The 24927-nt window shown below is 39.1% G+C and carries 29 protein-coding genes and 1 pseudogene; 5 read left to right on the top strand and 25 right to left on the bottom strand.

Annotated features, from left to right (window positions below; translation table 11 throughout):
* Positions 1 to 113: 113 nt before the first annotated feature.
* The 6 genes and pseudogenes from rpsU to M1R56_RS03490 all read right to left on the bottom strand — a co-directional run bounded on the left by rpsU (position 114) and on the right by M1R56_RS03490 (position 6228).
* Positions 114 to 290: a 30S ribosomal protein S21 gene (gene rpsU / locus M1R56_RS03520; RefSeq protein ID WP_000048054.1), complete on the bottom strand. Its 177-nt coding sequence runs from the start codon at positions 288 to 290 to the stop codon at positions 114 to 116.
* A 503-nt stretch (positions 291 to 793) separates the two neighbouring features.
* Entirely contained in the window at positions 794 to 1501 is a 708-nt protein-coding gene (locus M1R56_RS03510) for a glucosamine-6-phosphate deaminase (RefSeq protein WP_049526994.1), read from the bottom strand.
* Positions 1502 to 1759: 258 nt separating this feature from the next.
* Positions 1760 to 2519, bottom strand: a pseudogene (locus M1R56_RS03505) (IS5 family transposase).
* A gap of 903 nt (positions 2520 to 3422) precedes the next feature.
* The gene (locus M1R56_RS03500) at positions 3423 to 4058 is read right to left on the bottom strand and encodes an SGNH/GDSL hydrolase family protein (protein ID WP_248034625.1); all 636 of its coding nucleotides are present in this window, start codon (positions 4056 to 4058) and stop codon (positions 3423 to 3425) included.
* 1 nt (position 4059) lies between these two features.
* On the bottom strand, positions 4060 to 4887 hold the full coding sequence (locus M1R56_RS03495) for an HAD family hydrolase (RefSeq protein ID WP_248034624.1): 828 nt from the start codon (positions 4885 to 4887) through the stop codon (positions 4060 to 4062).
* A 21-nt stretch (positions 4888 to 4908) separates the two neighbouring features.
* Entirely contained in the window at positions 4909 to 6228 is a 1320-nt protein-coding gene (locus M1R56_RS03490) for a CapA family protein (protein WP_248034623.1), read from the bottom strand.
* Between the two features lie 175 nt (positions 6229 to 6403).
* Here M1R56_RS03490 and def point away from each other — a divergent pair, with 175 nt between their 5' ends.
* Both def and rlmB read left to right on the top strand, forming a co-directional pair.
* Positions 6404 to 7015 (top strand): peptide deformylase, encoded by a 612-nt coding sequence (def, locus tag M1R56_RS03485; protein WP_075231800.1) that lies wholly within the window; start codon positions 6404 to 6406, stop codon positions 7013 to 7015.
* Positions 7016 to 7059: 44 nt separating this feature from the next.
* The gene (gene rlmB / locus M1R56_RS03480) at positions 7060 to 7788 is read left to right on the top strand and encodes a 23S rRNA (guanosine(2251)-2'-O)-methyltransferase RlmB (RefSeq protein ID WP_248034622.1); all 729 of its coding nucleotides are present in this window, start codon (positions 7060 to 7062) and stop codon (positions 7786 to 7788) included.
* 183 nt (positions 7789 to 7971) lie between these two features.
* Here the strand turns inward: rlmB and trxB are convergent, their stop codons facing one another.
* The 7 genes from trxB to M1R56_RS03445 form a co-directional block, all read right to left on the bottom strand.
* On the bottom strand, positions 7972 to 8883 hold the full coding sequence (trxB, locus tag M1R56_RS03475) for a thioredoxin-disulfide reductase (protein ID WP_248034621.1): 912 nt from the start codon (positions 8881 to 8883) through the stop codon (positions 7972 to 7974).
* Positions 8884 to 8948: 65 nt separating this feature from the next.
* Positions 8949 to 9173 carry a DUF4059 family protein gene (locus M1R56_RS03470; RefSeq protein WP_000960970.1) on the bottom strand — a complete coding sequence of 75 codons (225 nt, stop codon included), beginning with the start codon at positions 9171 to 9173 and terminating at the stop codon, positions 8949 to 8951.
* A 79-nt stretch (positions 9174 to 9252) separates the two neighbouring features.
* Positions 9253 to 9996, bottom strand: coding sequence for an amino acid ABC transporter ATP-binding protein (locus M1R56_RS03465; protein WP_045762917.1), 744 nt, complete (start codon positions 9994 to 9996; stop codon positions 9253 to 9255).
* Positions 9996 to 10796, bottom strand: coding sequence for an amino acid ABC transporter permease (locus M1R56_RS03460; RefSeq protein ID WP_248034620.1), 801 nt, complete (start codon positions 10794 to 10796; stop codon positions 9996 to 9998). The genes M1R56_RS03465 and M1R56_RS03460 overlap by 1 nt, the downstream gene beginning before the upstream one ends.
* Positions 10797 to 10952: 156 nt before the next feature.
* The gene (locus M1R56_RS03455) at positions 10953 to 11309 is read right to left on the bottom strand and encodes a Spx/MgsR family RNA polymerase-binding regulatory protein (RefSeq protein WP_223339217.1); all 357 of its coding nucleotides are present in this window, start codon (positions 11307 to 11309) and stop codon (positions 10953 to 10955) included.
* A 12-nt stretch (positions 11310 to 11321) separates the two neighbouring features.
* Complete coding sequence (locus tag M1R56_RS03450; RefSeq protein ID WP_248034619.1) at positions 11322 to 11834, bottom strand: methylated-DNA--[protein]-cysteine S-methyltransferase; 513 nt, start codon at positions 11832 to 11834, stop codon at positions 11322 to 11324.
* Positions 11827 to 12327, bottom strand: a complete 501-nt coding sequence (locus M1R56_RS03445; RefSeq protein ID WP_248034618.1) for a GNAT family N-acetyltransferase — start codon at positions 12325 to 12327, stop codon at positions 11827 to 11829. Before M1R56_RS03445 ends, M1R56_RS03450 begins: the two co-directional genes overlap by 8 nt.
* A gap of 134 nt (positions 12328 to 12461) precedes the next feature.
* On the opposite strand from M1R56_RS03445, the gene M1R56_RS03440 reads away from it, so the two are divergent.
* Complete coding sequence (locus M1R56_RS03440) at positions 12462 to 12917, top strand: DUF1836 domain-containing protein (protein WP_248034617.1); 456 nt, start codon at positions 12462 to 12464, stop codon at positions 12915 to 12917.
* A complete protein-coding gene (locus M1R56_RS03435) occupies positions 12907 to 13554 on the top strand; it encodes a hemolysin III family protein (RefSeq protein WP_248034616.1) in 648 nt (215 codons plus the stop codon). Before M1R56_RS03440 ends, M1R56_RS03435 begins: the two co-directional genes overlap by 11 nt.
* Before the next feature lie 29 nt (positions 13555 to 13583).
* Here M1R56_RS03435 and pdxT read toward each other — a convergent pair whose 3' ends face one another.
* The 6 genes from pdxT to M1R56_RS03405 form a co-directional block, all read right to left on the bottom strand.
* Positions 13584 to 14156, bottom strand: coding sequence for a pyridoxal 5'-phosphate synthase glutaminase subunit PdxT (gene pdxT, locus M1R56_RS03430; protein ID WP_248034615.1), 573 nt, complete (start codon positions 14154 to 14156; stop codon positions 13584 to 13586).
* Positions 14157 to 15032, bottom strand: a complete 876-nt coding sequence (gene pdxS, locus M1R56_RS03425) for a pyridoxal 5'-phosphate synthase lyase subunit PdxS (protein ID WP_248034614.1) — start codon at positions 15030 to 15032, stop codon at positions 14157 to 14159.
* A 137-nt stretch (positions 15033 to 15169) separates the two neighbouring features.
* A complete protein-coding gene (locus tag M1R56_RS03420) occupies positions 15170 to 15802 on the bottom strand; it encodes a Pr6Pr family membrane protein (protein WP_248034613.1) in 633 nt (210 codons plus the stop codon).
* 2 nt (positions 15803 to 15804) lie between these two features.
* The gene (locus M1R56_RS03415; RefSeq protein WP_248034612.1) at positions 15805 to 16143 is read right to left on the bottom strand and encodes a zinc ribbon domain-containing protein YjdM; all 339 of its coding nucleotides are present in this window, start codon (positions 16141 to 16143) and stop codon (positions 15805 to 15807) included.
* Positions 16144 to 16281: 138 nt separating this feature from the next.
* Positions 16282 to 16953, bottom strand: coding sequence for a (d)CMP kinase (gene cmk / locus M1R56_RS03410; RefSeq protein WP_248034611.1), 672 nt, complete (start codon positions 16951 to 16953; stop codon positions 16282 to 16284).
* Between the two features lie 8 nt (positions 16954 to 16961).
* A complete protein-coding gene (locus M1R56_RS03405; protein WP_248034610.1) occupies positions 16962 to 17450 on the bottom strand; it encodes an SAG1386/EF1546 family surface-associated protein in 489 nt (162 codons plus the stop codon).
* Positions 17451 to 17495: 45 nt separating this feature from the next.
* Between M1R56_RS03405 and M1R56_RS03400 the strand changes: the two genes are divergently transcribed.
* The gene (locus tag M1R56_RS03400) at positions 17496 to 17693 is read left to right on the top strand and encodes a ferredoxin (protein WP_248034609.1); all 198 of its coding nucleotides are present in this window, start codon (positions 17496 to 17498) and stop codon (positions 17691 to 17693) included.
* Between the two features lie 102 nt (positions 17694 to 17795).
* Here M1R56_RS03400 and M1R56_RS03395 read toward each other — a convergent pair whose 3' ends face one another.
* The 6 genes from M1R56_RS03395 to M1R56_RS03370 all read right to left on the bottom strand — a co-directional run bounded on the left by M1R56_RS03395 (position 17796) and on the right by M1R56_RS03370 (position 24866).
* A complete protein-coding gene (locus M1R56_RS03395) occupies positions 17796 to 18728 on the bottom strand; it encodes a glycosyltransferase family 2 protein (protein ID WP_248034608.1) in 933 nt (310 codons plus the stop codon).
* A gap of 1 nt (position 18729) precedes the next feature.
* Positions 18730 to 19749 (bottom strand): UDP-glucose 4-epimerase GalE, encoded by a 1020-nt coding sequence (gene galE / locus M1R56_RS03390; RefSeq protein WP_248034607.1) that lies wholly within the window; start codon positions 19747 to 19749, stop codon positions 18730 to 18732.
* Between the two features lie 103 nt (positions 19750 to 19852).
* Positions 19853 to 20950: an FAD-dependent oxidoreductase gene (locus tag M1R56_RS03385; protein WP_248034606.1), complete on the bottom strand. Its 1098-nt coding sequence runs from the start codon at positions 20948 to 20950 to the stop codon at positions 19853 to 19855.
* Positions 20951 to 20966: 16 nt separating this feature from the next.
* Entirely contained in the window at positions 20967 to 21764 is a 798-nt protein-coding gene (locus M1R56_RS03380) for a Nif3-like dinuclear metal center hexameric protein (RefSeq protein WP_248034605.1), read from the bottom strand.
* Positions 21751 to 22428: a tRNA (adenine(22)-N(1))-methyltransferase TrmK gene (locus M1R56_RS03375; protein ID WP_248034604.1), complete on the bottom strand. Its 678-nt coding sequence runs from the start codon at positions 22426 to 22428 to the stop codon at positions 21751 to 21753. Before M1R56_RS03375 ends, M1R56_RS03380 begins: the two co-directional genes overlap by 14 nt.
* Positions 22429 to 22529: 101 nt before the next feature.
* Complete coding sequence (locus M1R56_RS03370) at positions 22530 to 24866, bottom strand: cation-translocating P-type ATPase (RefSeq protein ID WP_248034603.1); 2337 nt, start codon at positions 24864 to 24866, stop codon at positions 22530 to 22532.
* Positions 24867 to 24927 lie beyond the last annotated feature (61 nt).

The following is a 24927-nucleotide window of genomic DNA, read 5'->3' as shown; positions in this document are numbered from 1 at the left end:
CAAGTTCTTCCCTCTATTATATCAAATTGTAGGAGGAAGTTTCAGAATTTTGCAGGATTTATAGGATTTATTTAAAGCAAAAAAGACTAGATCACTCTAGCCTTTCTTATTAATTAGAATTTTTTACGTTTACGAGCTGCTTCTGACTTACGTTTACGTTTTACAGAAGGTTTTTCATAGAATTCACGTTTGCGTGTTTCTTGAAGAGTACCAGCTTTAGTAACTGCACGTTTGAAACGACGAAGAGCATCGTCAAGAGATTCATTCTTACGTACTACTGTTTTAGACATTTTTTTCACTCCCTTCAAGTTCAAGATCTATTCTATTTTACACGGAATAAAGAAAATTGTCAAGAAAAAAATGAAATTCTCCCAAATCATTCCATTTAAAATTTACAAGATTTTACCATTATGTCTAGCCTAGTTCTCCACTTCTAAAGTTTGTTCTAAACGAACACTTAATTTTTTAATTTCTAACCCCATGTGGTCTAGGTACTCCCAATAATCTGACGGTAGATCAAAAATGGTATATAAGTCCTTGCTGCCAACGTGATCAACAAGATGTTTCAGTATTTGCTCTCGAATAAAATATAAATCCTTTACTTGACCTAAACTAATAGTTTCTAACTTTGCTAAATACTGACATAAAGCAGAAAGTGAAGAACAGTCAAATTTGTCTTCTTCATGTAAAAAATATAAAAATTTTGATTTTCAACCCTTATCATATTTGAAATATACCCAAACCAAAAAACCACCCAATCCATAGGATCGAATGGTCTTTAATGATTAAAATCTTATTTTTTTAACAAGCTGAGTGCTGCTGCATCTGCGATAATGGTCACATCTGGATGGTTTTGCAGGCTACTTGCAGGTAGACTTTCTGTCACAGGGCCTTCAACAGTTCCAGCGATAGCTTCTGCTTTTGATTCACCATAAGCAAATAGAAGGATAGACTTAGCATCCAAAATGTTCTTAATCCCCATTGAAATAGCTTGGGTTGGAACATCTTCAATCTTCTCAAAGAAGCGCGCGTTAGCTTCGATAGTAGACTGGTCAAGCTCTACAAGGTGAGTTTGACTATCAAATGGTGTGCCTGGTTCATTAAAGCCTATATGACCATTGCGACCAATTCCTAAGATTTGTAGGTCAACTGGATGGTCAGCAAGAATTTGGTTGTAGCGTTCTACTTCTGCTTCTGCATTATCCTTGACACCACGTGGCAAGAAGCTTTCTTTAAATGGTTTCTTATTGAAAAGATTTTCTTGCATGAAGTAACGATATGATTGAGGATTGTCCCCATCAAGACCTACGTACTCATCCAAGTTCACACTTGTAAGATTTGAAAAATCAAGATCGCTCTCAACGATTTGTTGGTAAAACTCCAGAGGGCTACTTCCTGTTGCAAGTCCCAATGTTTGTGCACCGTTTTCCAATTTTTCTTTTAAGATATCAAAAGCAACTTTTCCACCTTCAATTGGATTTTCCACTTGAATAACTTTCATAATTTTGTCCTCCATATTCTTTATTTTATTATATGGTATAGACCAATTTTTGTCAAGTGAAAACGATTTATTTTTGTTAGAAATATGAATATATTAGTAACTGATTTAAAAAGTAGATTAGAAAACTAAAATTGAGAACCAGAGTTTATAAACTATTTGAAGTTACACAATTTTTTCATAACTATTATAGAACATGTTTTATTGTAGATTAACTATAATATCAGAAAATAATAAAAACTCATTAGATTTCTTGCGAAACTAAAATCCTAGTTCACGGTTGATAATGCCAGCAATCAAATTCATTCGTAATCCAAACCGTTTGCGTCGATTTCGATAGGTTGTTGAAAATATTTTAAACGTTTTTACTTTGGCAAAAATATTCTCAACCTTGATTCTCTCTTTAGATAGCGCATGGTTATCGGAGTTTGCGCTTGTGAATACATCTTCGTGAGTCCTTGATAACCACTGTCAGCCAAGATTTTACCAGCTTGTTCGATATTTCTGCGACTCATTTTGAACAATTTCATATCGTGGCAATAGTTCACAGCGATATCCAATGAAACAATTCTCCCTTGGCTTGTGATAATCGCTTGAGCCTTCATAGCATGATATTTCTTTTTACCAGAATAATTGGCTAGTTGATTTTTTTAGGACGATTTATTTTTACCTCTGTTGCATCCACAATCACCGTATCCTCAGCACTAAGATGAGTTTTTGAAATCGTAAAACCACTTTGAATAAGAGTTACTTCAACCCATTGACTCCGACGGATTAAGTTGCTTTCGTGAATGCCAAAATCAGCCGCGATTTGTTCATAAGTACGGTATTCTCGCATGTATTGAAGAGTAGCCATGAGGAGATCTTCTAAGCTTAACTTAGGGGTTCGTCCACCTTTTGCGTGTTTACGTTGATAAGCTGTTTTTAACACAGCTAACATCTCTTCAAAAGTAGTGCGCTGAACACCAACAAGGCGCTTAAAGCGTGCATCAGTTAAGAGTTTACTTGATTCATAATTCATAGTTTTATTGTATCATATTTTGTTTCGCAGGAAGTCTATTAGATTTCTAGCAAAATTCAACTACATGAACTCGATAGGAAGGAGTTTCTTATGTGATTTCATCATTTTACCATAGAGAATCTGAAAGTATTCTATTCGACCATTCTCATAGTCTAAATTTTTCATAAATATGAAATTATTTCATTCCATTCTTCTAGTACTAGTCGTGATTAGAAACAGAAGGAGGTAGTTCTCAATGACCAACAATCTACTGATGAAATAAAAAGCTACCTACTCTTACAGTATTTTAAGGATGATATTAGTTATCAAACAAGCTGGCAATGAAGAGGTAAATTTTGATGATAAACCACTTTCACATGGTCCTTAGATTGTAATTCGCCAACTTCACCATCGTATAAAACATATTCTGCTAGAAAAGCATACCAGATGAGGTGTTGTTTTAGTATGCCTTTCGGAGATCAATAAGTGTTAACAATATGACAGTAGCCTCAAAATAGCTACTGTCTTGTCTCATTTGATTCTTAAAACCTTGATAGACTTGACAAATAGTAGGAAAGAGCCAAAAAAAGCTCGATAATATTTGTAATAGGCAAATTCCTATAGATATTATGGAGCTTTTTATTGTATCGAATTGTCAAATGAAGAGCAGATAGTAGATTGCATACAGAATAGTGCACTGTGACTTCTAAAACATTGCTAGAAATTGATTTGACTTCCTTAATCAATTTATCCAGATTTTAATACTTTCAAGATCTATTATTTAGTATATCCTCCGACAGGTGAATGGTATCATCAACTAACATGAGATCGCTAGTATTGAGAGAATTTTTTTAATAATATTAACAACATATTTATTTTACCAAAAATATTAATCATAAAAAATCTTGTTCATCTATAATGAACCTAGAAAATATATTTCTTTAAAGTATTTGATAAAGCTTGATAACCAGCGACACCGAGATGAAGACCATCCGTTGTGAAGTCTGACTTGAGTTGACCTTTCTGATCTAGTAAGTTCTCAAAAACAGGCACAAATTCAACCTGCATGTATGCAGAAGCTAGCTCTTGATAGGCTTGGTTCCACGCCTTGATTTTCTCATTGGTACGAATATAAACTGTCTGTTTAAAGTCCTCACCTTCATTGACCGGTAAGATTGAAACTAACTTTATCTGTGACAGTGGATAATCACGAGAAATACTTTGAATCACACTTTCAAGATTTGTTAATGCTTGACTCATTGGAATATCTTTCCCAATGTCATTGGTCCCAATCAAAAGCACAATTTGATCCACTGCATCGCCATAAAGATGAGCATCAAGATTTTCTCGTAAAAGTCCAGTCTGGTAGCCTCGAATCCCTCGGTTCACAATAGTTTTTGACGTTCCCAATAATTCTTGCAAGGGATAATATTCAATAATGGAATCCCCGATAAAAATGATATCTGGTTCAATTACCGAGATTTGATTGAGTTCACGATACTTGGTTTGGATTTTCTCCTGCTCTTTCAAGAGCCAGTTTTCTAATAATTGTACTGCCAAGTTATTCTCCTTCTTCTAGCCAGTTTTCTAAAACTTGGTAAACACCTGCCTGACTGTTTGCTGGCGCTACTTCTGTCACAATTTCCTTGACTCTATCCTCTGCATTTTCCATTGCATAAGAAATACCCGCCAACTCTAACATTTCAATGTCATTTTCACTGTCTCCAAAAGCCATGATTTGTTCAGGTTTTAAATTCCAACGTTTGAGCAATTCTTCTAAGCCCCAAGCCTTATGAATTCCATCTTGTAAGATATCAATACAACCATATCCACTAGAAACAGCTCGCACATGCCCATCAAATAAGTCATTGATTTCCTGTAAAACCGAATCGGATCGTTCTTCACCAACAACCATACTCATCTTAAGAACTCCACCGAAAAGACTGGAATCCCATTCATCAATAAAGTGCATCCGTTGATAGAATTTCTCAATCATCTCCGGAGTCATGAATTTATCAAGTTCTGTAAAGACAGTGCCTTCCTTGACAAAACCCCCACTCATAGCAGTTACGACAAACTGATCCTGACACTCTCTGCCTTTAAAATGAGCTAAAGCTCTATCAACCATAGCATCGTCCCAAGTCTGAGCTTGAATCAATTTATCACTTTCGAATATACGAGCACCATTAGCAACCACGAGAACTACTCTATCTGCTAGATGTTCCAGTAATTGTCGCATTCGATGAACTTCATTTCCCGTTGCAATGACAAAACGAACTCCACGCTGATCTAGCTGATTTAAAATTTTCTCTAGTCGAGGTAGATCCAGTTGTCCTTGAGGATCCAACAAAGTACCGTCCATATCCGTCGCTATTATCTTAATATCCATCTTGCTCCTCTTTTAATGTCACTACCACTTCAAACCTACATGCTCGTTCATTTCTTTATAGGCTGTATCAATCCGTTGCTTGGTGGCCTCGTCTAACTGACTACGGTATTTCCCACCCTCAATAAAGTCTTCCAGGATATAAGTTTGGTAAAGATAGAGTGGGTAGCCTTCTGGAGAATAGCCTCCCTTTGGAGTTCTACTCACCCAGCTTGGATGGGCTTGAGCCGTCTCAATTATAGTCTTACCTGCTTTTTTCTTAATAGTCACATCCATGAGAACACCACGTTCTGTCCATTTTGCATTTTCCTCATCCTGCATAGTCTCAATTCGCTGATTTGAGATGAAATTCCCCATAGAATAGATAATGAGTTTCTTGTCCCCATCTTTCTCAACCGTTTCAGCAGGCTCAACTACGTGAGGATGGCCACCAAAGATAATATCAGCTCCCCAATCAATCATCTTGTGATAGAGAGTCTTTTGCTCTTCAGTTGGTTCCAATTGGTACTCAATTCCCATCTGAGGCATGATAATTGTAATATCCGCTTCCTTCTCTGCTCGTTCAATTTCAGCCTTCATCTTGTCTTCATTTAGGTCAGCAAGATGATTATCATAGTCTTCTTTTGAAATGTATTCTTCAATGCCGTTAAAACCATAAGAATAGGCTAAAAGGGCAATTTTAATTCCATTGACTTCCTTGATAACTATCGGTGCTTTCTCTCGTGGTTCATGGGTATAAACACCAATTGGTGTCATTCCAGCTTTTTCGATAGCATCTGCAGTTGAAAAAACTCCCTCAATCTGAGAATCCAAGATATGATTGTGAGCCAAGTCTAAGACCTGATAACCAGCATCCTTTATAGCATCCATGACTTCACCAGGTGCATTAAACAAGGGGTAGCCAGCTAAATAATGGCTAGGACTTATCGTCCCCTCAAAATCACCGATGACTAAGTCAGCTTGCTTGAGCCAAGGTTTTACATACTCAAAATTTTCATGAAAATCGTAAGTCCCATCTTCTTTTAGAGCAGTTCTATAAATCGGAATATGATAGAGCAAATCCCCATTTGCCATAATACGCGCACTTGTTTCTTGCTCCGTATCTGCATTCTTTTCCTGAGAATTTAACTTTTTCTGCACAGCACTTGGATCACTACTGCTTAAAGAAATCCCTCGAACTCCTTCCACTAATAAAGTAAAAATCATCAAGATAGCTACCGAAGCTAACAAGACCACAATAAAAGTGCGATTGTTCCACTGCTTATAGTTCCTGAAAAATCGAACAGAATGTCTAATAGCATGTAGAACAGGACCTTTTTTTCTTTTTCTACTACGTTGTTCCAAATTTTTTCTCCCTACTTTTTGATGCAAGTCACCTTACCTTATTATACCACAGACAAATTGGTATTTCCTTTTATTATATTATTTTTTAGCAACTTCTGTGACTTTCTTTCTCATCTGTTTTGTGTTATCATGTAATTGTAATAGAAGGAAAGGAAAGGAAAGGAAAGGAAAGAATATGTCTGCTATAGAACGAATTACCAAAGCTGCTCATTTAATCGATATGAAAGATATTATCCGCGAAGGGAACCCTACTCTTCGTGCCGTTGCCGAAGAGGTCTCTTTCCCCTTGAGCGACCAAGATATCATTCTTGGAGAAAAAATGATGCAATTTTTGAAACACTCGCAAGATCCTGTTATGGCTGAAAAATTAGGTCTACGTGGAGGTGTTGGGCTTGCTGCACCACAGCTGGATATCTCAAAACGCATCATCGCCGTACTGGTACCAAATATCACTGAGGAAGATGAGACTCCTCAAGAAGCCTATGATTTACAGGCTGTCATGTACAATCCGAAAATCGTCTCACATTCAGTCCAAGATGCTGCCCTAGGCGAAGGGGAAGGTTGCTTATCTGTTGACCGTGCTGTTCCAGGTTATGTTATCCGCCACGCTCGAGTAACTGTCGACTATTTTGATAAGGATGGAGAAAAGCACCGCATCAAACTTAAGGGCTATAACTCTATTGTAGTTCAACACGAAATTGACCACTTAAATGGCATTATGTTCTACGATCGCATCAATGAAAAAGACCCATTTGAAGTTAAAGATGGTTTGCTCATTCTTGAATAAAGAAAATCCCGTTGCAAGACGGGATTTTGTGTTATAATGAAGATATGAAAACAAACGATATTGTCTATGGCGTTCATGCCGTCACAGAAGCTCTTTTAGCAAATACTGGAAACAAACTCTACCTTCAGGAAGATTTACGAGGAAAGAATGTGGAAAAAGTTAAGGAATTGGCTACTGAAAAGAAAGTATCCATTTCTTGGACTTCTAAAAAATCACTTTCTGAGATGACTGAAGGAGCTGTTCACCAAGGTTTTGTCTTGCGTGTTTCTGAATTTGCCTACACTGAACTCGAGCAAATTCTTGCTAAGACACGCCAGGAAGAAAACCCACTACTACTAATCCTTGATGGTTTAACGGACCCACATAATCTCGGTTCTATCTTGAGAACAGCGGATGCAACCAATGTTTCAGGTGTTATCATTCCCAAACACCGAGCTGTCGGCGTCACTCCTGTCGTTGCAAAAACAGCAACAGGTGCGATTGAACACGTTCCTATCGCTCGCGTGACCAATCTCAGCCAAACCTTGGACAAACTCAAGGATGAAGGCTTCTGGACCTTTGGAACTGATATGAATGGAACTCCTTGCCACAAATGGAATACAAGTGGTAAAGTCGCCCTCATCATCGGAAATGAAGGCAAAGGTATCTCAAGCAACATCAAGAAACAAGTAGACGAGATGATCACCATTCCTATGAATGGTCACGTACAGAGCCTCAATGCCAGTGTCGCAGCTGCTATCCTCATGTACGAAGTCTTTAGAAATCGATTATAATAAAAAGGTGAGGTTGGGACAAAAAGATCCCGACCTCACCTTTTTATTAGCAATCAAACTTTGACGCGGAGCTGATTGAACTTTTTGTTCGTCTTTTGGACTCCAAAAAGCTCCTAATCATCCTCGCGGGGCTGGGACTACGAAATCGAGACTTTGTCTATCGATTTCTGTCCCACCGCCTTTTTAACTATGTTCAGTAATATATTTATAAGCTTCTTGACCTGCAATAGCGCCATCTCCAACTGCAGTTGTGACTTGACGAAGGTCTTTTTGACGAACATCGCCAACTGCGAAGACCCCTGCAACGCTTGTTTTCATGTGGTCGTCTGTCACAATCCAACCCGCTTGGTCTCGAATCTGCAACTCTTGGACGAAGTCACTAACAGGGTCCAATCCAACATAGATGAAGACACCACCAAAGGCTTGTTCTGTCACTTGTCCTGTTTTAACATTTTCAATGGCAACCGACTCAACACGGTTTTCACCCTTGATTTCTTTGACAACCGAATCCCAAATGAAGTTGATTTTTTCATTGGCAAAGGCGCGATCTTGCAAGACCTTTTGGGCACGTAGTTCATCTCGACGGTGAACGATGGTTACAGACTTAGCAAATCGTGTTAAGAAGATTGCTTCTTCAACTGCTGAGTCACCTCCACCTACAACCAACAAATCTTGGTCACGGAAAAAGGCTCCATCACAAACCGCACAGTAAGAAACACCACGGCTATTGAGTTCTTCTTCCCCAGGAACTCCCAAGAGACGATGATTAGAACCTGTCGCTACGATAACTGTGCGCGTTTCATAAACTTGGTCGTCTGTTACGACTTTTTTGAATTCGCCATGGTCCTCAATATTTTCAACGAAGCCATAGAGATGCTCAACACCCAGATTTTCAAGAGGTTCAAACATTTTTTCAGCTAATTCAGGACCACTGATATTAGCATAACCTGGATAGTTTTCAATGTCAGAAGTATTATTCATCTGACCTCCTGGAAGGCCCCCTTCAATCAAAGCCACTTTCAGATTACTGCGTGCTGCATACAAGGCTGCAGTCATCCCAGCAGGACCTGCACCGATAATAATCGTATCGTACATTCTCTTTCCTTCTTTCTTGTTGTAACTATTTTTATTCTAACGAATTAAATCCCATTTTACAACTATTAAGCCTTGAGAACCAACAAGATGCTCATGGTTGCAAATGACAATACTGGAATTGTTAAAACTCCAATCATAATCATATCGTAGAGATGGGCTTGACGTGCTTTGGCAGTTTTGTCAACCCCCGACAGAGCTCTAAGACCAATCCAGAGTCCCAAAATAATCAAGACAAGTAGAATTGTCAACACTAAACTCTCTAAATACAAAGCAAATAGCTGAACTAGCATGCTCTCTCTCGTTTCTATTAATTTTAAAGAGCAAACCCAGTTGGCCTAGCCAACTGAGTCTTTCTTGTCTTCTATTATATCAAATATAGGTCCGTTTGTAACTAGCAAAGAATTCTTTTGTTCGTTCTTCTTTAGGATGATTGATAATCTCATCTGGTGTTCCAGACTCAATAATCTTTCCTTTATCCAAGAACAAAACCTTATCAGCTACTTGAGAAACAAAGGACATATCGTGACTGACTAAAATCATGGTTTGACCTGATTTAGCTGCATTAGCAATAGATCTTTCTACCTCACCAACTAATTCTGGATCAAGGGCTGAAGTAGGTTCATCCAAGAGCAAGATAGCTGGCTTCATGGCCAAAGCACGCGCCAAAGCTACCCGTTGTTTTTGTCCACCTGATAAGTGGCGAGGATAGTGCTGTTGACGATCTGAAAGACCAACCTTAGCCAACTCTTCTTTGGCAATCTTAGTTGCTTCTTCGTCGGAAAGTTTTTTAACGACTACCAAACCTTCCTTGACATTGTCTAGGGCTGTTCTACGCTCAAACAAATTGAACTGTTGGAATACCATAGATAACTTGCGGCGGAGAGTCAAGATCTCATCTTGAGTAATTTGAGAAAAGTCGACTTTGAAATCATCAATCTGAATGCTTCCACTATCAGGTGTTTCCAGATAATTTAGGCTACGAAGAAAGGTTGATTTACCAGCTCCTGATGAACCAATCAAAGCCACTACTTCCCCTTTTTGAATATCTAAATTCAGATGATCCAAGACGGTTTGACCTGAAAAGGATTTGCTTAAATTTGAAATCTTAATCATTAGCGAAGGTCTCCTTTCACATCTGTTTTCACATTATCTGGTGCTTCGATGGACATTTTTCTTTCAATAAAGCGGCCAAGATTTTCAATAGCGATATTTACCACCCAGTATACAAGGGCAACTGAGATGAAACGTTCGAAGTAACGGTAATCGGCACCACCCAAAATCTGAGCTTGGGCAAAGACTTCTACAACACCCGCACTAAAGGCTAGGGAAGTACCCTTAGTCAAACCGATTAGGGAGTTAATCAAGGTTGGAGTTGCTACTACCGCTGCATTTGGAATAATCACACGACGGTAAACTTGTGCACGTGTCATTCCAAGACTACGAGCGGCTTCAATCTCTCCAGGATTGACAGAAAGAATAGCGGCACGGATAGTTTCACTAGCGTAGGCTGCTTCATTAAAAGCAAAGGCTACAATGGCAAAAGCTGCAGCCGGAATCGCATTGATATTAAAAGCAGTCCCCCATTGTTGATTCAACGCTTTTAATGCTAGAGGAATTCCATAGTAAGTCAACATCAGCTGCACTAGGATTGGTGTCCCTTTTAAGAAACTAACAAAGAATGCTTGTAATGGATAAAGAATTCTAACGCGATTAATTTTTACAATAGCAAAAACCAAGGCCAAGATGATACCAAAAAAAGCACCAAATACTGTCAACATCAATGTTGTTGGCAATTGTTGTACAATTCTTGGAATCCCATCAAAGACAGAACGAAAACTAAACAGTTTGCCGTCTGGAATATACTGCATCAAGTTTTGGTACCAATCTGATGCTAAAAGTGTTGTAACATTCATAGAAACATCCTCTCCTGATAATGAATCATTCTATCATACTTCTGCCTAGATTTAAAATATTTGCTACGAGCAGAAGAGACTTTGTCTACCTACTAGTTTATCATACTTTAAAAGTGTGAGGTTATATATTTTACCTATCAAGGAGATAGAAAAAAACTATTTCAAATCCAAGTTGTCGTAGGTTTTACGATAGCCAATTTGTTTAACAACACCATTCTCCACTAATATTGGACGTTTTAATAACATACCATCACTGGCCAAGAGTTTGGCTGCTTCTTTATTGGATAAAGTCCCAACCTTATCTTTTAAACCCAGTTCACGGTATTTAATCCCACTGGTATTGAAAAATTGCTTCAACTCAAATCCAGAAGTTTCAAGCCAGTTCAGAATGATCATTTCACTTGGAGTTTCTTCTACAATATGAACATCTTTATATTCTAGTCCAAGTTGATCTAACTCTTTTTTGGCTTTTTTACAAGTTGTACATTTTGGATATTCGATAAATTCTAACATTTTCTTTACTTTCTATTTCTTATTTTCTTGAAATGCTGCACCTTCATGCTTTAAGAGCCAAGCCTTCTTGTCAATTCCTGAAGCATAGCCTGTTAGACGATTACCAGCACCTAATACGCGGTGACAAGGTACTAGGATAGACCAGGGGTTGCGCCCCACAGCACCTCCGATTGCCTGAGCCGAAGCTATCTGCAAGTACTTAGCTATTTGTCCATAAGTAACAGTCTGACCAAAAGGAATTCCACGCAAGTAGTTCCAGACTCTTTTTTCAAAGTCACTACCAACAGGAGCCAAAGGTAACTGAGACAAATCTTGATTTTGTCCTTTAAAATAAGCATCTAAATAGCTAGCAATCTGATTTAAGATGGGATGACTTTCCACCTCAACTAGATTACCTAGCGACAAACCTCGCTCAAAATGGCTCTGTGCTTCAACCCATATTCCAAACAGATAGTGATCATCTGCTATCAAAGATAAGATTCCAATCGGAGACTTGTACAGCATCTTTGCATAATTCTTAGACATTTGATTTTAATTTTTGATAGGCCAAGCGTTCCCCATCTACTGGAACTTTACCAACTTGTTTAAAACCTAGCTTCTCAAAAATATGTTGCATGGCTTTGTTTTTAGCGTGCGTATCTGAACGAAAATCTAGGTAATCAAAGCCTTCAATCAAGCCTTCCAAGAAGGTCTGGGCAACACCTTGCCCTTGGACATCTCTAGAAACCGCAATCCGGTGAAATACAAGGTATTCTGGTTCTCTTCCTTCCCAGCTTCCATCATAAATGGCTTCATAGGCTTTTTCTGGACTCTTGGTTACTGCTGCATAAGCTAAGAGCTCTCCTTCTTCCAGGGCTACATAAGCCTGACCTGAGATAATATCTTCGATAATCGTATCAGTATTTGGATAACCATTTTGCCATTGGGTGCTATCAGCTTCCGCCAAGCATTTTTTAGCTTCCTCAATCACTTGCATAATTGCATCTACTTCGTTTGGAAAGGCTAAACGAATTTCCATCTTATCTCCTCTTTTCTGACTAGTTTCTCTCATCATAGCATAATTTAAGGCTTTCTACAAGCAGTTAAAACTTGACTTTTTGTTTCTATTATTTTATAATCTAGTTATCAAAACTAGATAAACAGGAGTTGAAAATGAAAACTACTTTTTCCTACCCAGAATGGGACGAAATTCCAAACATTGATCTCTATTTGGATCAGGTCCTACTTTATGTGAATAAAGTTTGTTCCCCTATTTCTCTTGCTAAAGAGAAAGGTTTAACTGCATCAATGGTGAACAACTATGTGAAGCACGGCTATATCAGTAAACCTGAAAAGAAAAAATACCAACGCAAGCAAATTGCTCGTTTGATAGCTATCACAACGCTCAAGTCTGTTTTTTCTATTCAAGAGATTGCTCAAACACTCAATACTCTACAAACAGAAACTAACTCAGAGCAACTCTATAACGATTTTGTGGACTATATGAACGAAGGAATTGACCCAGAAAATCCAATCATTCAAGCAAGCTGTCAAACGGTCAAACTTTATCATCAAACACTAGCACTAGTCTATACAGAAAATGAAGAGGAAGAAACAAATGAATACTAGTTTCAAACTTAGCAAGCGCCTTAGTTTTGGAGAAGAAATAGCAAACAGTGTCACCCATGCTGTAGGGGCACTTATCATGCTGATTTTGCTCCCTATCTCATCGACTTATAGTTATGAAGCTCATGGATTTTTATCGTCTGTCGGTGTGTCCATCTTCGTCATCAGCCTCTTTCTTATGTTTCTTTCATCGACTATTTATCATTCTATGGCTTATGGTTCCACTCATAAATATGTGTTGCGAATTATTGACCATTCTATGATTTATGTTGCGATTGCAGGTTCTTATACTCCTGTCGTTTTAACCTTGATGAATAACTGGTTTGGTTATCTGATTATCGCCATTCAGTGGGGAACAACTATTTTTGGTATTCTTTATAAAATCTTTGCCAAAAAAGTCAATGAAAAATTTAGTCTGATACTCTACCTCATCATGGGTTGGCTAGTTGTGACTATCCTACCAGCAATCATCAGTCAAACAAATCCAATCTTTTGGACTCTTATGGTATCAGGTGGGCTTTGCTATACAGTTGGTGCTGGTTTTTATGCTAAGAAGAAACCATACTTCCACATGATCTGGCACCTCTTCATTCTGGCAGCTTCCGCTCTCCAATACATTGCCATTGTTTATTACATGTAAAAATAGGTCGGGAAAATCCCGACCTATTTTTATTTGCACATATTGATAAAGTATTGATGCAAGCGAAGATCATTTGTCAATTCAGGATGAAAGGAAGTCACTAGCATATTCTTTTCTTGAGCAGCAACGATTTGATTGTTCACTACCGCCAGAACATCAACACCCTTACCAACTTCACTAATAATAGGTCCACGGATAAAGGTCATGGGAATTTTGCCAACACCCTTGCAGTCAGCTTCTGTATAAAAGCTTCCTAGCTGACGTCCATAGGCATTGCGCTCTACTACTATGTCCATGGTCGCTAAATGGCTTTCCTCTTGAGAAGTGATTTGTTTTGCTAGCAAAATTAAACCCGCACAAGTTCCAAAGACCGGTAAACCATTGAGAATAGCCTCTCTTATAGGAATCAACATTTGCTGATCTCGCAATAGTTTTCCCATAGTTGTAGACTCACCTCCTGGCAAAATCAAACCTGATAGCTCACTTCGATGTTGCTGAAAATCTTCTAGGTTTCGCAGTTCAATACTTTCAACTCCTAGTTCAGCAAGCACTTTTTCATGTTCTACAAAGGCTCCCTGCAAGGCCAATATTCCAATTTTCATCTATTTTCCTCGCTCAGCCATGAGAATTTGGATTTCATTCTCATTGATACCAACCATGGCTTCTCCCAAATCTTCAGAGATTTGAGCTAGAATTTGAGGATTTTGATAGTTTGTGACTGCCTTGACAATTGCTGTCGCACGTTTAACAGGATCACCTGACTTGAAAATCCCTGAACCAACAAAGACACCTTCTGCACCTAGCTGCATCATGAGAGCAGCATCTGCTGGTGTTGCAACTCCTCCAGCTGCAAAGTTGACAACTGGTAATTTCCCATGTTCGTGGACGTATTGAACTAATTCTACCGGAACTTGGAGTTCTTTTGCTGCGACATAGAGTTCATCTTCACGGAGATTTTGAATGCGACGAATTTCTTGATTCATCATACGCATATGGCGGACTGCCTGAACGATGTCTCCTGTTCCAGGTTCCCCTTTTGTACGGATCATCGATGCTCCTTCAGCAATACGACGCAAGGCTTCTCCTAGATCTTTAGCACCGCAAACAAAAGGAACTTGGAATTCTTTCTTATCCACATGGAAACGATCGTCAGCTGGAGATAGCACCTCACTCTCATCGATATAGTCAATCTCGATGGCTTCTAAAATCTGTGCTTCAACAAAATGCCCAATTCGAACCTTGGCCATAACTGGAATGCTGACTGCGTCTTGGATTTCCTTGATCATCTTTGGATCGCTCATACGAGAGACACCACCAGCTGCACGAATATCAGCTGGGATTCGCTCCAAGGCCATAACAGCTGCCGCACCTGCAGCCTCTGCAATTCTTGCTTGCTCAGGATTTTGAACATCCATGATGACGCCACCTTTAAGCATCTGTGCCAAATTTTTATTTAATTCATAACGATTTTCAGTCATTTTTTTCATCCTCAATAGTTGTATTGGTAGCTACAGTTTTATTGTAAGGTATAAAAGACTTCATAACAAGATAAAATAAATCGATTTGTCCGGGTACAATTGTCTCTATCACAAAAAAGCACCCACATTGGGTACTTTTATTTCTTAGATTTTTTAATACTTTTCACAAGATAAAAGAGATATCCTGAAACCATGTAGGCAAGAAAGATAGTAGCTGCCCATCTAAAGACAAAGCCCCAACCATGTTTGGTAGCATTCAAAAAGAAATAAGGGAAGGGACTATCCTTAGCATTAGGGACATCCATCTTTAGAACAAAACCGTTTAAGAGGGCAAAAATCATATAAAGCAAAGGAAGGCTAGTCCAAAGCATGGGATCAACTAACTTATATTGACGACTCTTATCAAAAATAATTGTATCTGCTAAAAACCAGAGAGGGACAATATAATGGCAAAGGAAATTTTCCAAACGGTAAAAATCTGTCGTCAAAGGAGCTAGCATGAAATGATAGATGACACAAGTAATCATAATACTCATAGTGACACCACCTTTGAGACGTAGAATCCCAGAACTCTGCCAACTATCACCGCCACTACGCATCTTTAACAAAAGATAAGCTGTAAAGATGACAACCAAAAGATTGGAAAGGACTGTATAGTAAAGCAACATCCCTAAACCACCACGTTTGGTAATTTCCAGATAGACCCCTGTAAATGCTGCGAAAAACAAGAGAGTCCGACTGAAAAAAATAAATTTATTCCAAGTAGTCATGATTAAATCTTTTTAACAAATTCTGATTTTAGTTTCATAGCACCAAAGCCATCAATCTTACAATCGATGTTGTGGTCACCTTCAACGATACGGATATTTTTAACACGTGTCCCTTGCTTAAGGTCTTTTGGAGCACCTTTTACTTTGAGGTCTTTGATTAGGGTTACTGTGTCTCCATCAGCCAATTTATTTCCATTAGCATCGATAGCAACAAGGCCTTCTTCAATCTCTGCTTGCTCAGCAGGATTCCATTCATAAGCACACTCTGGACAGACTAGCAATGCTCCGTCTTCATAGACGTATTCTGAATTACATTTTGGGCAATTTGGTAGATTATTCATTTTATCTCCTTCTATTTCATGATGGTTTGATTGTCAAATTTTTGTTAACAAAGACTATTATACCTTAAAATTAAAAATTTGACAAATTGCTAAAAAACCGACTCACCACTATCATGGTCAATCGGTTAAAATTTCAAATTAAAAATGTTTGACTGCTTCTGATTTAATTTTTTCGACAACTTCTAAAATAGTTAGTCCTGTAGTATCTAAGTAGATAGCATCCTCTGCTTGTTTAAGAGGCGAAGTTTCTCGATGACTATCCTTGTAGTCACGCGCAGCAATTTCTTCTTTCAAAGTTTCTAGATCTGTTTCGATCCCCTTTGAAAGATTTTCCTTGTAACGACGTTCTGCTCGCTCATCAACTGAAGCAACAAGAAAAATCTTCAATTCAGCCTTAGGCAAGACCACTGTGCCAATATCTCTCCCATCCATGACAATACCGCCTTGTTGGGCAATTTCTTGTTGAAGAGCAACCAATTTTTCACGAATGGCTGGAATGGCAGCAAAAGCTGATACTGCATTAGTCACAGTATTTTCTCTGATTGGATGGCTAACATCTACATCTCCGACATAGACAAGCTGTTCTCCATCCTCAGAACGCCCAAAACTAATCGGATATTGATCCAATAAATCAAGGAGCTGAGAGGATTCTTCTGGATTGATTTGATGCTGTAAGGCAATATAAGTTGCCGCACGATACATGGCACCTGTATCCAAGTAGGTATAACCAAAATCCTTAGCTATGATCTTAGCTACTGTACTCTTTCCACTTGAAGCTGGACCATCAATAGCGATCTGAATTGTTTTCATTCTAACTCCTATCTTGTCTTAAGAACATCACCAGGATTTGCAAACCAAGAACCTGAAGACATATGACCAGGATTCAAGGCTTCAAGCTGGGCAATAGAAATTCCTGCTCTAGCTGCGATAGCCGCTTCACCTTCACCAGCAAGAACAGTAATAGTTCCCTCGGCATTAGCATGTCCCTCTGAACTACTTGAAGAAGTTGATTCTGCATCAGAACTTGATGCTTCAACTGAACTACTTGATGATGTTGAAGAAACTTCCTCTACCTTAGGCGCAGAAGAATCATGGAAATCTTTCAAAGCTGCCGTACGATCACTACCACCTGAAGATAGATAGATTAAAACAGCAATCATACCGACCACGATTACAAAGAAAATACAAGCTAAAATGGTTAGAATACGGTTAGCAACCACTCCTGTTCCCTTATTTCCTCTGCTTCTACGCTCCGAACGGCTTTCCTCATTGTTATAGATATCTTCTTGCCACGGTTCCTTTTCCATACCTTACTCCTTGTTTTTTTTCTATTTTCTTATTACAATATAAATATGAAAATCACACTTATACCTGAACGATGCATTGCCTGTGGGCTATGCCAAACTTATTCTGAATTATTTGATTACCATGATAATGGTATTGTACGTTTCTATGATGATCCTAATCTACTAGAGAGAGACATCCCAGCTAGTGAAGAGCTGCTAGAGGCTGTGAAACAGTGTCCTACTCGCGCGCTCATCAAATATTAATTTGTCATCAGTGGTGTTTTGATGTTCAAATCCCACTTTCTCTAGTTTAGCATATTTTTCCAGAAAATTATAGTCTTTTGAAGGACTTATTTTTAGCAAATCTTATCTTGACTCACTCTGTTCTTTTATCAGATAGAGGGGTCTTTTTTTCGTTTCCATATAAATTTTACTGATATATTTTCCGAGAATCCCAATCGTCAATAATTGGATACCACCAAGAAATAGAATGACAGCCATCAGAGAGGTCCAACCAGAAGTTGGATTGCCAAGTATAAGAGTACGAACAACTACAAACAAGGTCATCACCAAAGCCAGAAAACACGACGAAAGGCCAGCAACAAAGGCTAATATCAAAGGAAAATCTGAAAAATTCACAATCCCTTCAATGGAGTAGAAAAAGAGTTGTCTAAAACTCCAACTTGTCTTACCTGCCTGCCTTTCAACATTAGGATATTCTAGATAGTGAGTGCGAAAACCAACCCAGGCAAAGAGTCCTTTGGAAAAGCGATTGTATTCTGTCAATTCTAACACTGCATCCACAACTGATCTTCTCATCATCCGAAAATCACGAACACCCGATGGAAGAGCTACTGGGCTAATTTTTTGCATAAAACGATAAAAAAAATCTGCGCAGCAACTACGTAAAAAGGGTTCTCCTTCTCGACTGGTTCTGCGTGTTCCAACGCAGTCCAAGTCTGGATTCTGATCTAGTAGTTCTTTCATCTCAAGCAAGAGACTTGGCGGATCCTGAAGGTCTGCATCCATAACCACCACCAAATCCCCTGTTGCTTGTTGTAAACCTGCATATAAGGCCGCTTCCTTCCCAAAATTTCGCGAGAAAGAGATATAATGTACTGCAGAATTTTTCTCTCGATAAACCTTTAAAACATCCAAAGTCTTATCAGTAGAACCATCATCTACAAAAATGTATTCGATTTCTGTTTCCAAATCTGGGATCAGTGCTTCAAGAGTTTGATAAAAAAGAGGAAGTACTTCCTCTTCGTTTAAACATGGGACTATGATTGAAATCATCATCTTAATCTTCAAATCCGTTTGGATGTTGACTTTGCCAACGCCAAGCATCTTCACACATCTCTGTAATTCCAAGTTCTGCTTCCCATCCTAGCTCTTCCTTAGCTTTTGCTGGATCTGAGTAGCAAGCTGCAATATCACCTGGGCGACGTTCAACGATACGATAAGGAATAGGGCGACCAACTGCTTTTTCCATATTTTGGATAATTTCAAGTACAGAGTAACCTTTTCCTGTACCAAGGTTGTAAATATTTAGACCTGAACCTTTTTGAAGTTTCTTAAGTGCTGCAACGTGCCCTTTTGCAAGGTCAACGACGTGGATATAGTCACGGACACCTGTTCCGTCTTCAGTATCGTAGTCATCTCCAAAGACCTGAACTTGTTCCAATTTGCCAACTGCGACTTGTGTCACATATGGAAGAAGGTTATTTGGAATACCGTTTGGATTTTCACCCAAATCACCACTCTTATGTGCACCAATTGGGTTGAAATAACGAAGTAAAACAACATTCCATTCTGAATCGGCTTTATAGATATCTGTCAAGATTTCTTCAAGCATCAACTTAGTACGACCATAAGGGTTAGTAGCAGAAAGAGGGAAATCTTCGAGGATTGGAACAGTATGCGGATCTCCATAAACAGTTGCTGAAGAGCTGAAGATGATATTCTTACAGTTTGTCTCTTCCATAACTTTCAAGAGACTGACAGTTCCAGCAATATTGTTATCATAGTAGGCCAGTGGGATACGTGTAGATTCCCCTACAGCCTTCAAACCAGCAAAATGGATGACTCCTGTTGGTTCTTCATGTTTGAAAATATCACGAAGTGTATCTGTATCACGAATATCTGCTTCGTAGAAAGGAATTTCTACGCCTGTAATTCTTTCGACTACTTCAAGACTTTTACGGCTACTGTTTACCAAATTATCCACAACAACTACTTGGTGTCCAGCTTGGACCAGTTCGATGACAGTGTGAGTTCCGATAAAACCTGCTCCACCTGTTACCAGAATTTTTTCTTGCATTTCATTTCCTCAATTCTTGGATTATTTTTTTCATTTTACCATTTTTGATAGGGAAAGTCATTTACTTTCCTAAGACTATCGTAAAAACTAGGTAAAAGTTTTACTATTGTTTCTTTTTAATGTATCTTTCAGTCGGATAATCTGCTGGATTTAATACTCCACTTCTCCCCTGAAGCATTTGGGCTAGGTGATAGCCTATAATGGGTCCAGTTGTCAATCCTGACGATCCTAATCCACTCGCAGCAAAGACTCCTGATAAGTCTGGAACCTGTCCGAAAAACGGCGAAAAATCACTCGTGTAAGCACGAATCCCCACACGTTCACCACTTATCATTGCATCTTTTAAGCTAGGATAAAACGAACTTGCTGCTTCAGCCATTTGTTGAAGCAAATTCTCATCAACTGCTAGGTCAAATCCCATGTCATTTTCATGGGTAGCTCCTAGAGATAATTTACCGCCGGGAAATGGTATCAAATCCCACTCACCTTCAGGCATAACTACAGGGTAAGCTCCCATGTCTTGTGGCACTTGATAATCTCTAAGTTGACCTTTTTGAGGACGAACATCCACCTCATAGCCTAAAGGCTCCAAAATGTGTCCAAGCCAAGCTCCCGTAGATAAAATTACTTGATCAAACATTTGATTGTCTATCTGATAGCCTGATAATAAAGGAGTTAGACTAACCTCTTTCTTTACGACCTTAACCTGACTGGCATCCAGTAAACGACTCACTAGGAGTTGCCCATCTACTCGAGCTCCACCAGAAGCATAAAGCAATCTATCAAATCCCTTTAGACCAGGGAATAGGCTGCTTGCAGCAGCTTGGTCCAAAATGGCTAATTCGCCAATTAAGGGAGATTCATCTCTACGTTGCAAGGCAAGTTGATAGAGTTCCTCTAGCTTGGAATCATCCTTTTTGAGAAGGAAGACTCCTGAGCGCTGGTAGAAATCAATCTTTTGACCATTTTTTTCTAAATCAGCTAATAAATCTACATAAAAGTCTGCTCCTAGGCGAGCCATCTTGTACCAAGCTTTATTACGTCGTTTAGAGAACCAAGGACTGATGATTCCTGCCGCTGCCTTGGTAGCTTGTCCGTGCCCATGATCAAAGACAGTTACTTCGACATCTGCTTCTTTAGAGAGATAGTAGGCAGCTGTTGCCCCTACAATTCCTGCTCCTACAATGGCAACTTTTTTCATTGTCTTTACCTTCTAACTAGATATGATGGAATGGATTGGTAGAAACTTGACTTGCGACAACTTCTAGCGACCAAGCATTCTCTTCCTTCCATTCATTCAAGAGCACTGCAATTTTTTCAACAAAAAGAACTTCGATATAGTGGCCTGGATCCAATGCCAGCAAACCGTCAGACAACATATCCTGGGCAGTATGATAATAAATATCACCAGTGATATAAAGATCTGCTCCTTTTTCTAAAGCATCAGAGTAGAAAGATTGTCCACTGCCACCACAGATAGCCACTCTTGAGATTGTTTTTTGCAAATCACTCTCATGATAATACACCATACGAAGGCTATCTAGACCAAAGACTTCCTTAACATGACTGGCAAATTCTTCAAATGTTTGAGGTCTAATCGTTCCAATACGCCCAATCCCACGTTCAGGACCTGTTTCCTGCAGATAAGTTGTATCTTCAATACCCAATAGTTGGCAAAACCAATCATTAAGACCATTTTCAACAATATCGATATTAGTATGGCTAACATAGACGGCAATATCATTTTTGATGAGATTGATGTAAATCTGATTTTGAGGACGACTAGCTACCAAGTCCTTGATAGGACGAAAGATAGGAGCGTGCTTAACGATAATCAGATCAACACCCTTGTCAATAGCTTCAGCGACTGTCTCTTCACGGATATCAAGAGCAACCATGACTTTTTGGATATCCTTATCTAGAGTACCAATTTGCAGACCACGACTATCACCTTCCATAGAAAATTCTTGTGGGCAATAGGCTTCATAACGCTTAATTACTTCACTTGCTTTCATGGAGCACCTCCTTGATGGCTTGAATTTTATCTGCTAGAACCTGACGTTCTTCTTGATTTTTTTCTGGAATTTGACTAAGGGCAAACTCAAGCTTGCTGGCTTCTTTTTGCCATTTTTGGATGAAGACTGGACTGACTTCTTTGGACAAGAAGGGGCCAAAGCGAACATCAGTGGCTGATAGCTTCATTTCACCAACTTCTACAACTATGATCTCGTAGAATTTCCCAGCTTCTTCTAGAATACTTTCTGCTATGATTTGAAAACCGTGTTCTTGTAACCAAGAACGCAACTCATCTTCTCGGTTATTTGGTTGAAGAATCAAACGCTCAACATTGGCAAGTTTGTCTAATCCTTCTTCTAATATCGTAGCAATCAAGCGACCACCCATTCCAGCAATAGTGATAACAGAGATCTGGTCAGCCTCTTCAAAAGCAGCCAAACCATTTGCTAGGCGAACCTGAATTTTCTCAGTCAAACCATGACTTTCAACATTTTTGACTGCAGATTGATAGGGACCTTCTACTACCTCTCCTGCAATGGCACGCTCAATGTGACCCTTTTCAACTAGCTCAATCGGTAAATAAGCATGGTCGCTTCCGACGTCCAGTAAAACAGCTCCTTGAGGTACAAAGGAAGCTACCGTTTCTAATCTCTTTGAAATCATCTTCTCTCACTTTCCAAAAGTCTATTTCTCTTTATTATACCATATTTTGTCTAGCAATCCTGTACCTAAAAAAGACCGCAATCATGGATTGCAGCCTTTCTTTATCTTCTAGCTTGATAACGACTTGTCAGGATGAAAATCACAGTAAAGATGAGCATCATGATGCCATAGATAGGCAATGTTTGTCCTGTCAGTGTTGAAATTTCAAGTAGTTTTTGGATTCTTGGAAATAGAGCTGTTCCAAGGAAGCCACCAACTGACCAAATAATCAAGAGGACACGCCACAGACTAAATGGCAAACAAGCTCTAACTACAGACATGAAACCAATCGATGCCAGTAGATAATACAAAAGTGTCGAAATTTCAATGGCTGACCAACCTTGACTGGTTCCAAAAATTTTAATAAATAGAACGCTAAAGACTACCATCAAGGCACTTGGTAGTGCACGGAGCATGGATTTTCTGAGAAAGTTTTGTTCGACTGGTTTGATATTTCGTTCAAAGGTCAATACGAACGGTGGGAATCCTTCCACAAACTGGTCAATCATAGTAATCTGAATCGGAATGAATGGGAAAATCAAAATCCATTCACTACGTCCCAACAATGCACTTGCAATACAGATAACTGCTAACAAGAAAGAATAGATTGTCTTAATCAAGAAAATTGGAGCAATGTGGGCAATGTTATTGACCACACGACGACCTTCAAAGAGAATCTCAGGGACATCATTAAAGTCTGAGTTCAAGAGGACCAGATTTGCAATCTGACGAGTCGCTGGATCTCCTTCAGCCATCACGATGGAACAGTCTGCCTCACGAAGAGCTAGAATATCATTGACACCGTCTCCTGTCATGGCTGTAGTATGACCTGCTTTTTTCAACGTTTGGATAATCAGTTTCTTTTGATGAGGAGAGACACGTCCGAAAATCGCTGTCTCCTCAGCCATGGCAACCAACTCTTCATCAGTAATTTTCGAGCAATCTACGTAGCTGTGGTAGTCTGCAAAACCAGCTTTTTGAGCAATACTTGAAACAGTAACTGGATTATCACCAGAAATAATTTTCAAGCCCACTTCCTGAGAACGAAGATAGTCTAGAGTTTCAGCTGCCCCTTCTCGGATTGGATCTAGAATTTCAAGCAAAGCCAAGGCTTGAATATCAGATGGCTTTTGTGGCTTGTGGTGATCAAGTTTTTCTTGACTGAGGGCCAGAACTAAGACACGAGATCCTTGTTCAAGAGCTTCTCTAGCCTCAGGAACTTCAGCATTCAACAACATCTCAGGTGCACCTAGGAAAACAGTTCCGAGACCTTTCAACTCCATTGCTCCCCATTTACGATCGCTTGAAAATGGAAGATTAGAAATCATCGGATAAGTTACTTGACCTTGAAAATGTTGACGAATAGCTTGTGCTGTTGGGTTCTTATCCTCACTGTTTGCCATATAGCTAGTTAGTATGTCAGCAATAGCATTTTGATCATAAACTTGAGTAAGAGGAAGGACAGTCTCAACCTGCATCTTACCTTGGGTGATGGTACCTGTCTTATCCAAACAAAGCATATCCACACGCGCTAGGGTTTCAACAGAGTACATCTCCTGTACCAAAACCTTTTTCAAACCAAGCTTGATAACAGCGGTTAGAAGAGAGGTAATGGTCAAAAGGGCAATTCCCTTAGGCAACATTCCTAAAAGAGCTGTAGAGGAATTCACTACAGAAGACTTCAGTGGTAAACCTTTTAAGACCAAAGCTTCAAGCAAGAGGGTAATTCCAAATGGAATGATGATTTTCCCAGTAAAGCTTGCCAGCTGGTCTAACGATTTCATGATGCGTGAGTTGATGGGTTTAACGGTCTTAGCTTCAAGCATAAGCTTAGCTGCATAGTTATCCGCCCCTACATGATGAACTTGAGCAAAGACAGAACCACTGGCAAGAAAACTACCTGACAACATTAAGTCTTCTACTTCTTTTTGCACCAAGTCGCTCTCGCCCGTTAACATGGCTTCATTGACTTCTGCAAAACCTTCTAATACAACTGCATCGCTTGGAATCTGATCCCCTGCAGACAAGCGAATCACATCATCCAAAACAAGCTCTTCAGGGTCTAAAGCAATCTCCTGTCCATCACGAATAGTCGTAATCTTTTCTTTATTCAAGAGATTGAGTTTATCTACCATATGTTTGGCACGTAGCTCGGTTACAATTCCTGAAAAAGCGTTAAAACAGATAACTGCAAAGAAAACCAAGTTGCTCCAGGCTTGAACAAAAGCGAGCGCTAAGGCAATAGCAAAGTTCAAAGCATTGAAGAGAGTAAAAACATTTCGTTTTACAATCTGCCAAGTACTGGTACTAGCTGATGCTTTGAAATCATTGACCTGCCCCTGTTTCTGACGTTCTTTAACTTCTGATTGGCTTAAGCCTATAATTTTATTTTTATCCATAATCTCTATCATATCATTTTTTTTTGAATAATTCTAATTTCATATAAAGAGCTTTTCCGCC

It is taken from the genome of Streptococcus sp. oral taxon 431, assembly GCF_023115445.1.
GTDB lineage: Bacteria > Bacillota > Bacilli > Lactobacillales > Streptococcaceae > Streptococcus.
This window is presented reverse-complemented; position numbering and strand designations above follow the sequence as displayed.

Bases quoted from the DNA above. Each gene is read 5' to 3' on its own strand.
- rpsU (WP_000048054.1), bottom strand. From the start codon at position 290: ATGTCTAAAACAGTAGTACGTAAGAATGAATCTCTTGACGATGCTCTT.
- M1R56_RS03510 (WP_049526994.1), bottom strand. From the start codon at position 1,501: ATGAAAGTTATTCAAGTGGAAAATCCAATTGAAGGTGGAAAAGTTGCT.
- M1R56_RS03495 (WP_248034624.1), bottom strand. From the start codon at position 4,887: ATGGATATTAAGATAATAGCGACGGATATGGACGGTACTTTGTTGGAT.
- def (WP_075231800.1), top strand. From the start codon at position 6,404: ATGTCTGCTATAGAACGAATTACCAAAGCTGCTCATTTAATCGATATG.
- rlmB (WP_248034622.1), top strand. From the start codon at position 7,060: ATGAAAACAAACGATATTGTCTATGGCGTTCATGCCGTCACAGAAGCT.
- trxB (WP_248034621.1), bottom strand. From the start codon at position 8,883: ATGTACGATACGATTATTATCGGTGCAGGTCCTGCTGGGATGACTGCA.
- M1R56_RS03470 (WP_000960970.1), bottom strand. From the start codon at position 9,173: ATGCTAGTTCAGCTATTTGCTTTGTATTTAGAGAGTTTAGTGTTGACA.
- M1R56_RS03465 (WP_045762917.1), bottom strand. From the start codon at position 9,996: ATGATTAAGATTTCAAATTTAAGCAAATCCTTTTCAGGTCAAACCGTC.
- M1R56_RS03460 (WP_248034620.1), bottom strand. From the start codon at position 10,796: ATGAATGTTACAACACTTTTAGCATCAGATTGGTACCAAAACTTGATG.
- M1R56_RS03455 (WP_223339217.1), bottom strand. From the start codon at position 11,309: ATGTTAGAATTTATCGAATATCCAAAATGTACAACTTGTAAAAAAGCC.
- M1R56_RS03450 (WP_248034619.1), bottom strand. From the start codon at position 11,834: ATGTCTAAGAATTATGCAAAGATGCTGTACAAGTCTCCGATTGGAATC.
- M1R56_RS03445 (WP_248034618.1), bottom strand. From the start codon at position 12,327: ATGGAAATTCGTTTAGCCTTTCCAAACGAAGTAGATGCAATTATGCAA.
- M1R56_RS03440 (WP_248034617.1), top strand. From the start codon at position 12,462: ATGAAAACTACTTTTTCCTACCCAGAATGGGACGAAATTCCAAACATT.
- M1R56_RS03435 (WP_248034616.1), top strand. From the start codon at position 12,907: ATGAATACTAGTTTCAAACTTAGCAAGCGCCTTAGTTTTGGAGAAGAA.
- pdxT (WP_248034615.1), bottom strand. From the start codon at position 14,156: ATGAAAATTGGAATATTGGCCTTGCAGGGAGCCTTTGTAGAACATGAA.
- pdxS (WP_248034614.1), bottom strand. From the start codon at position 15,032: ATGACTGAAAATCGTTATGAATTAAATAAAAATTTGGCACAGATGCTT.
- M1R56_RS03420 (WP_248034613.1), bottom strand. From the start codon at position 15,802: ATGACTACTTGGAATAAATTTATTTTTTTCAGTCGGACTCTCTTGTTT.
- M1R56_RS03415 (WP_248034612.1), bottom strand. From the start codon at position 16,143: ATGAATAATCTACCAAATTGCCCAAAATGTAATTCAGAATACGTCTAT.
- cmk (WP_248034611.1), bottom strand. From the start codon at position 16,953: ATGAAAACAATTCAGATCGCTATTGATGGTCCAGCTTCAAGTGGAAAG.
- M1R56_RS03405 (WP_248034610.1), bottom strand. From the start codon at position 17,450: ATGGAAAAGGAACCGTGGCAAGAAGATATCTATAACAATGAGGAAAGC.
- M1R56_RS03400 (WP_248034609.1), top strand. From the start codon at position 17,496: ATGAAAATCACACTTATACCTGAACGATGCATTGCCTGTGGGCTATGC.
- M1R56_RS03395 (WP_248034608.1), bottom strand. From the start codon at position 18,728: ATGATGATTTCAATCATAGTCCCATGTTTAAACGAAGAGGAAGTACTT.
- galE (WP_248034607.1), bottom strand. From the start codon at position 19,749: ATGCAAGAAAAAATTCTGGTAACAGGTGGAGCAGGTTTTATCGGAACT.
- M1R56_RS03385 (WP_248034606.1), bottom strand. From the start codon at position 20,950: ATGAAAAAAGTTGCCATTGTAGGAGCAGGAATTGTAGGGGCAACAGCT.
- M1R56_RS03380 (WP_248034605.1), bottom strand. From the start codon at position 21,764: ATGAAAGCAAGTGAAGTAATTAAGCGTTATGAAGCCTATTGCCCACAA.
- M1R56_RS03375 (WP_248034604.1), bottom strand. From the start codon at position 22,428: ATGATTTCAAAGAGATTAGAAACGGTAGCTTCCTTTGTACCTCAAGGA.
- M1R56_RS03370 (WP_248034603.1), bottom strand. From the start codon at position 24,866: ATGGATAAAAATAAAATTATAGGCTTAAGCCAATCAGAAGTTAAAGAA.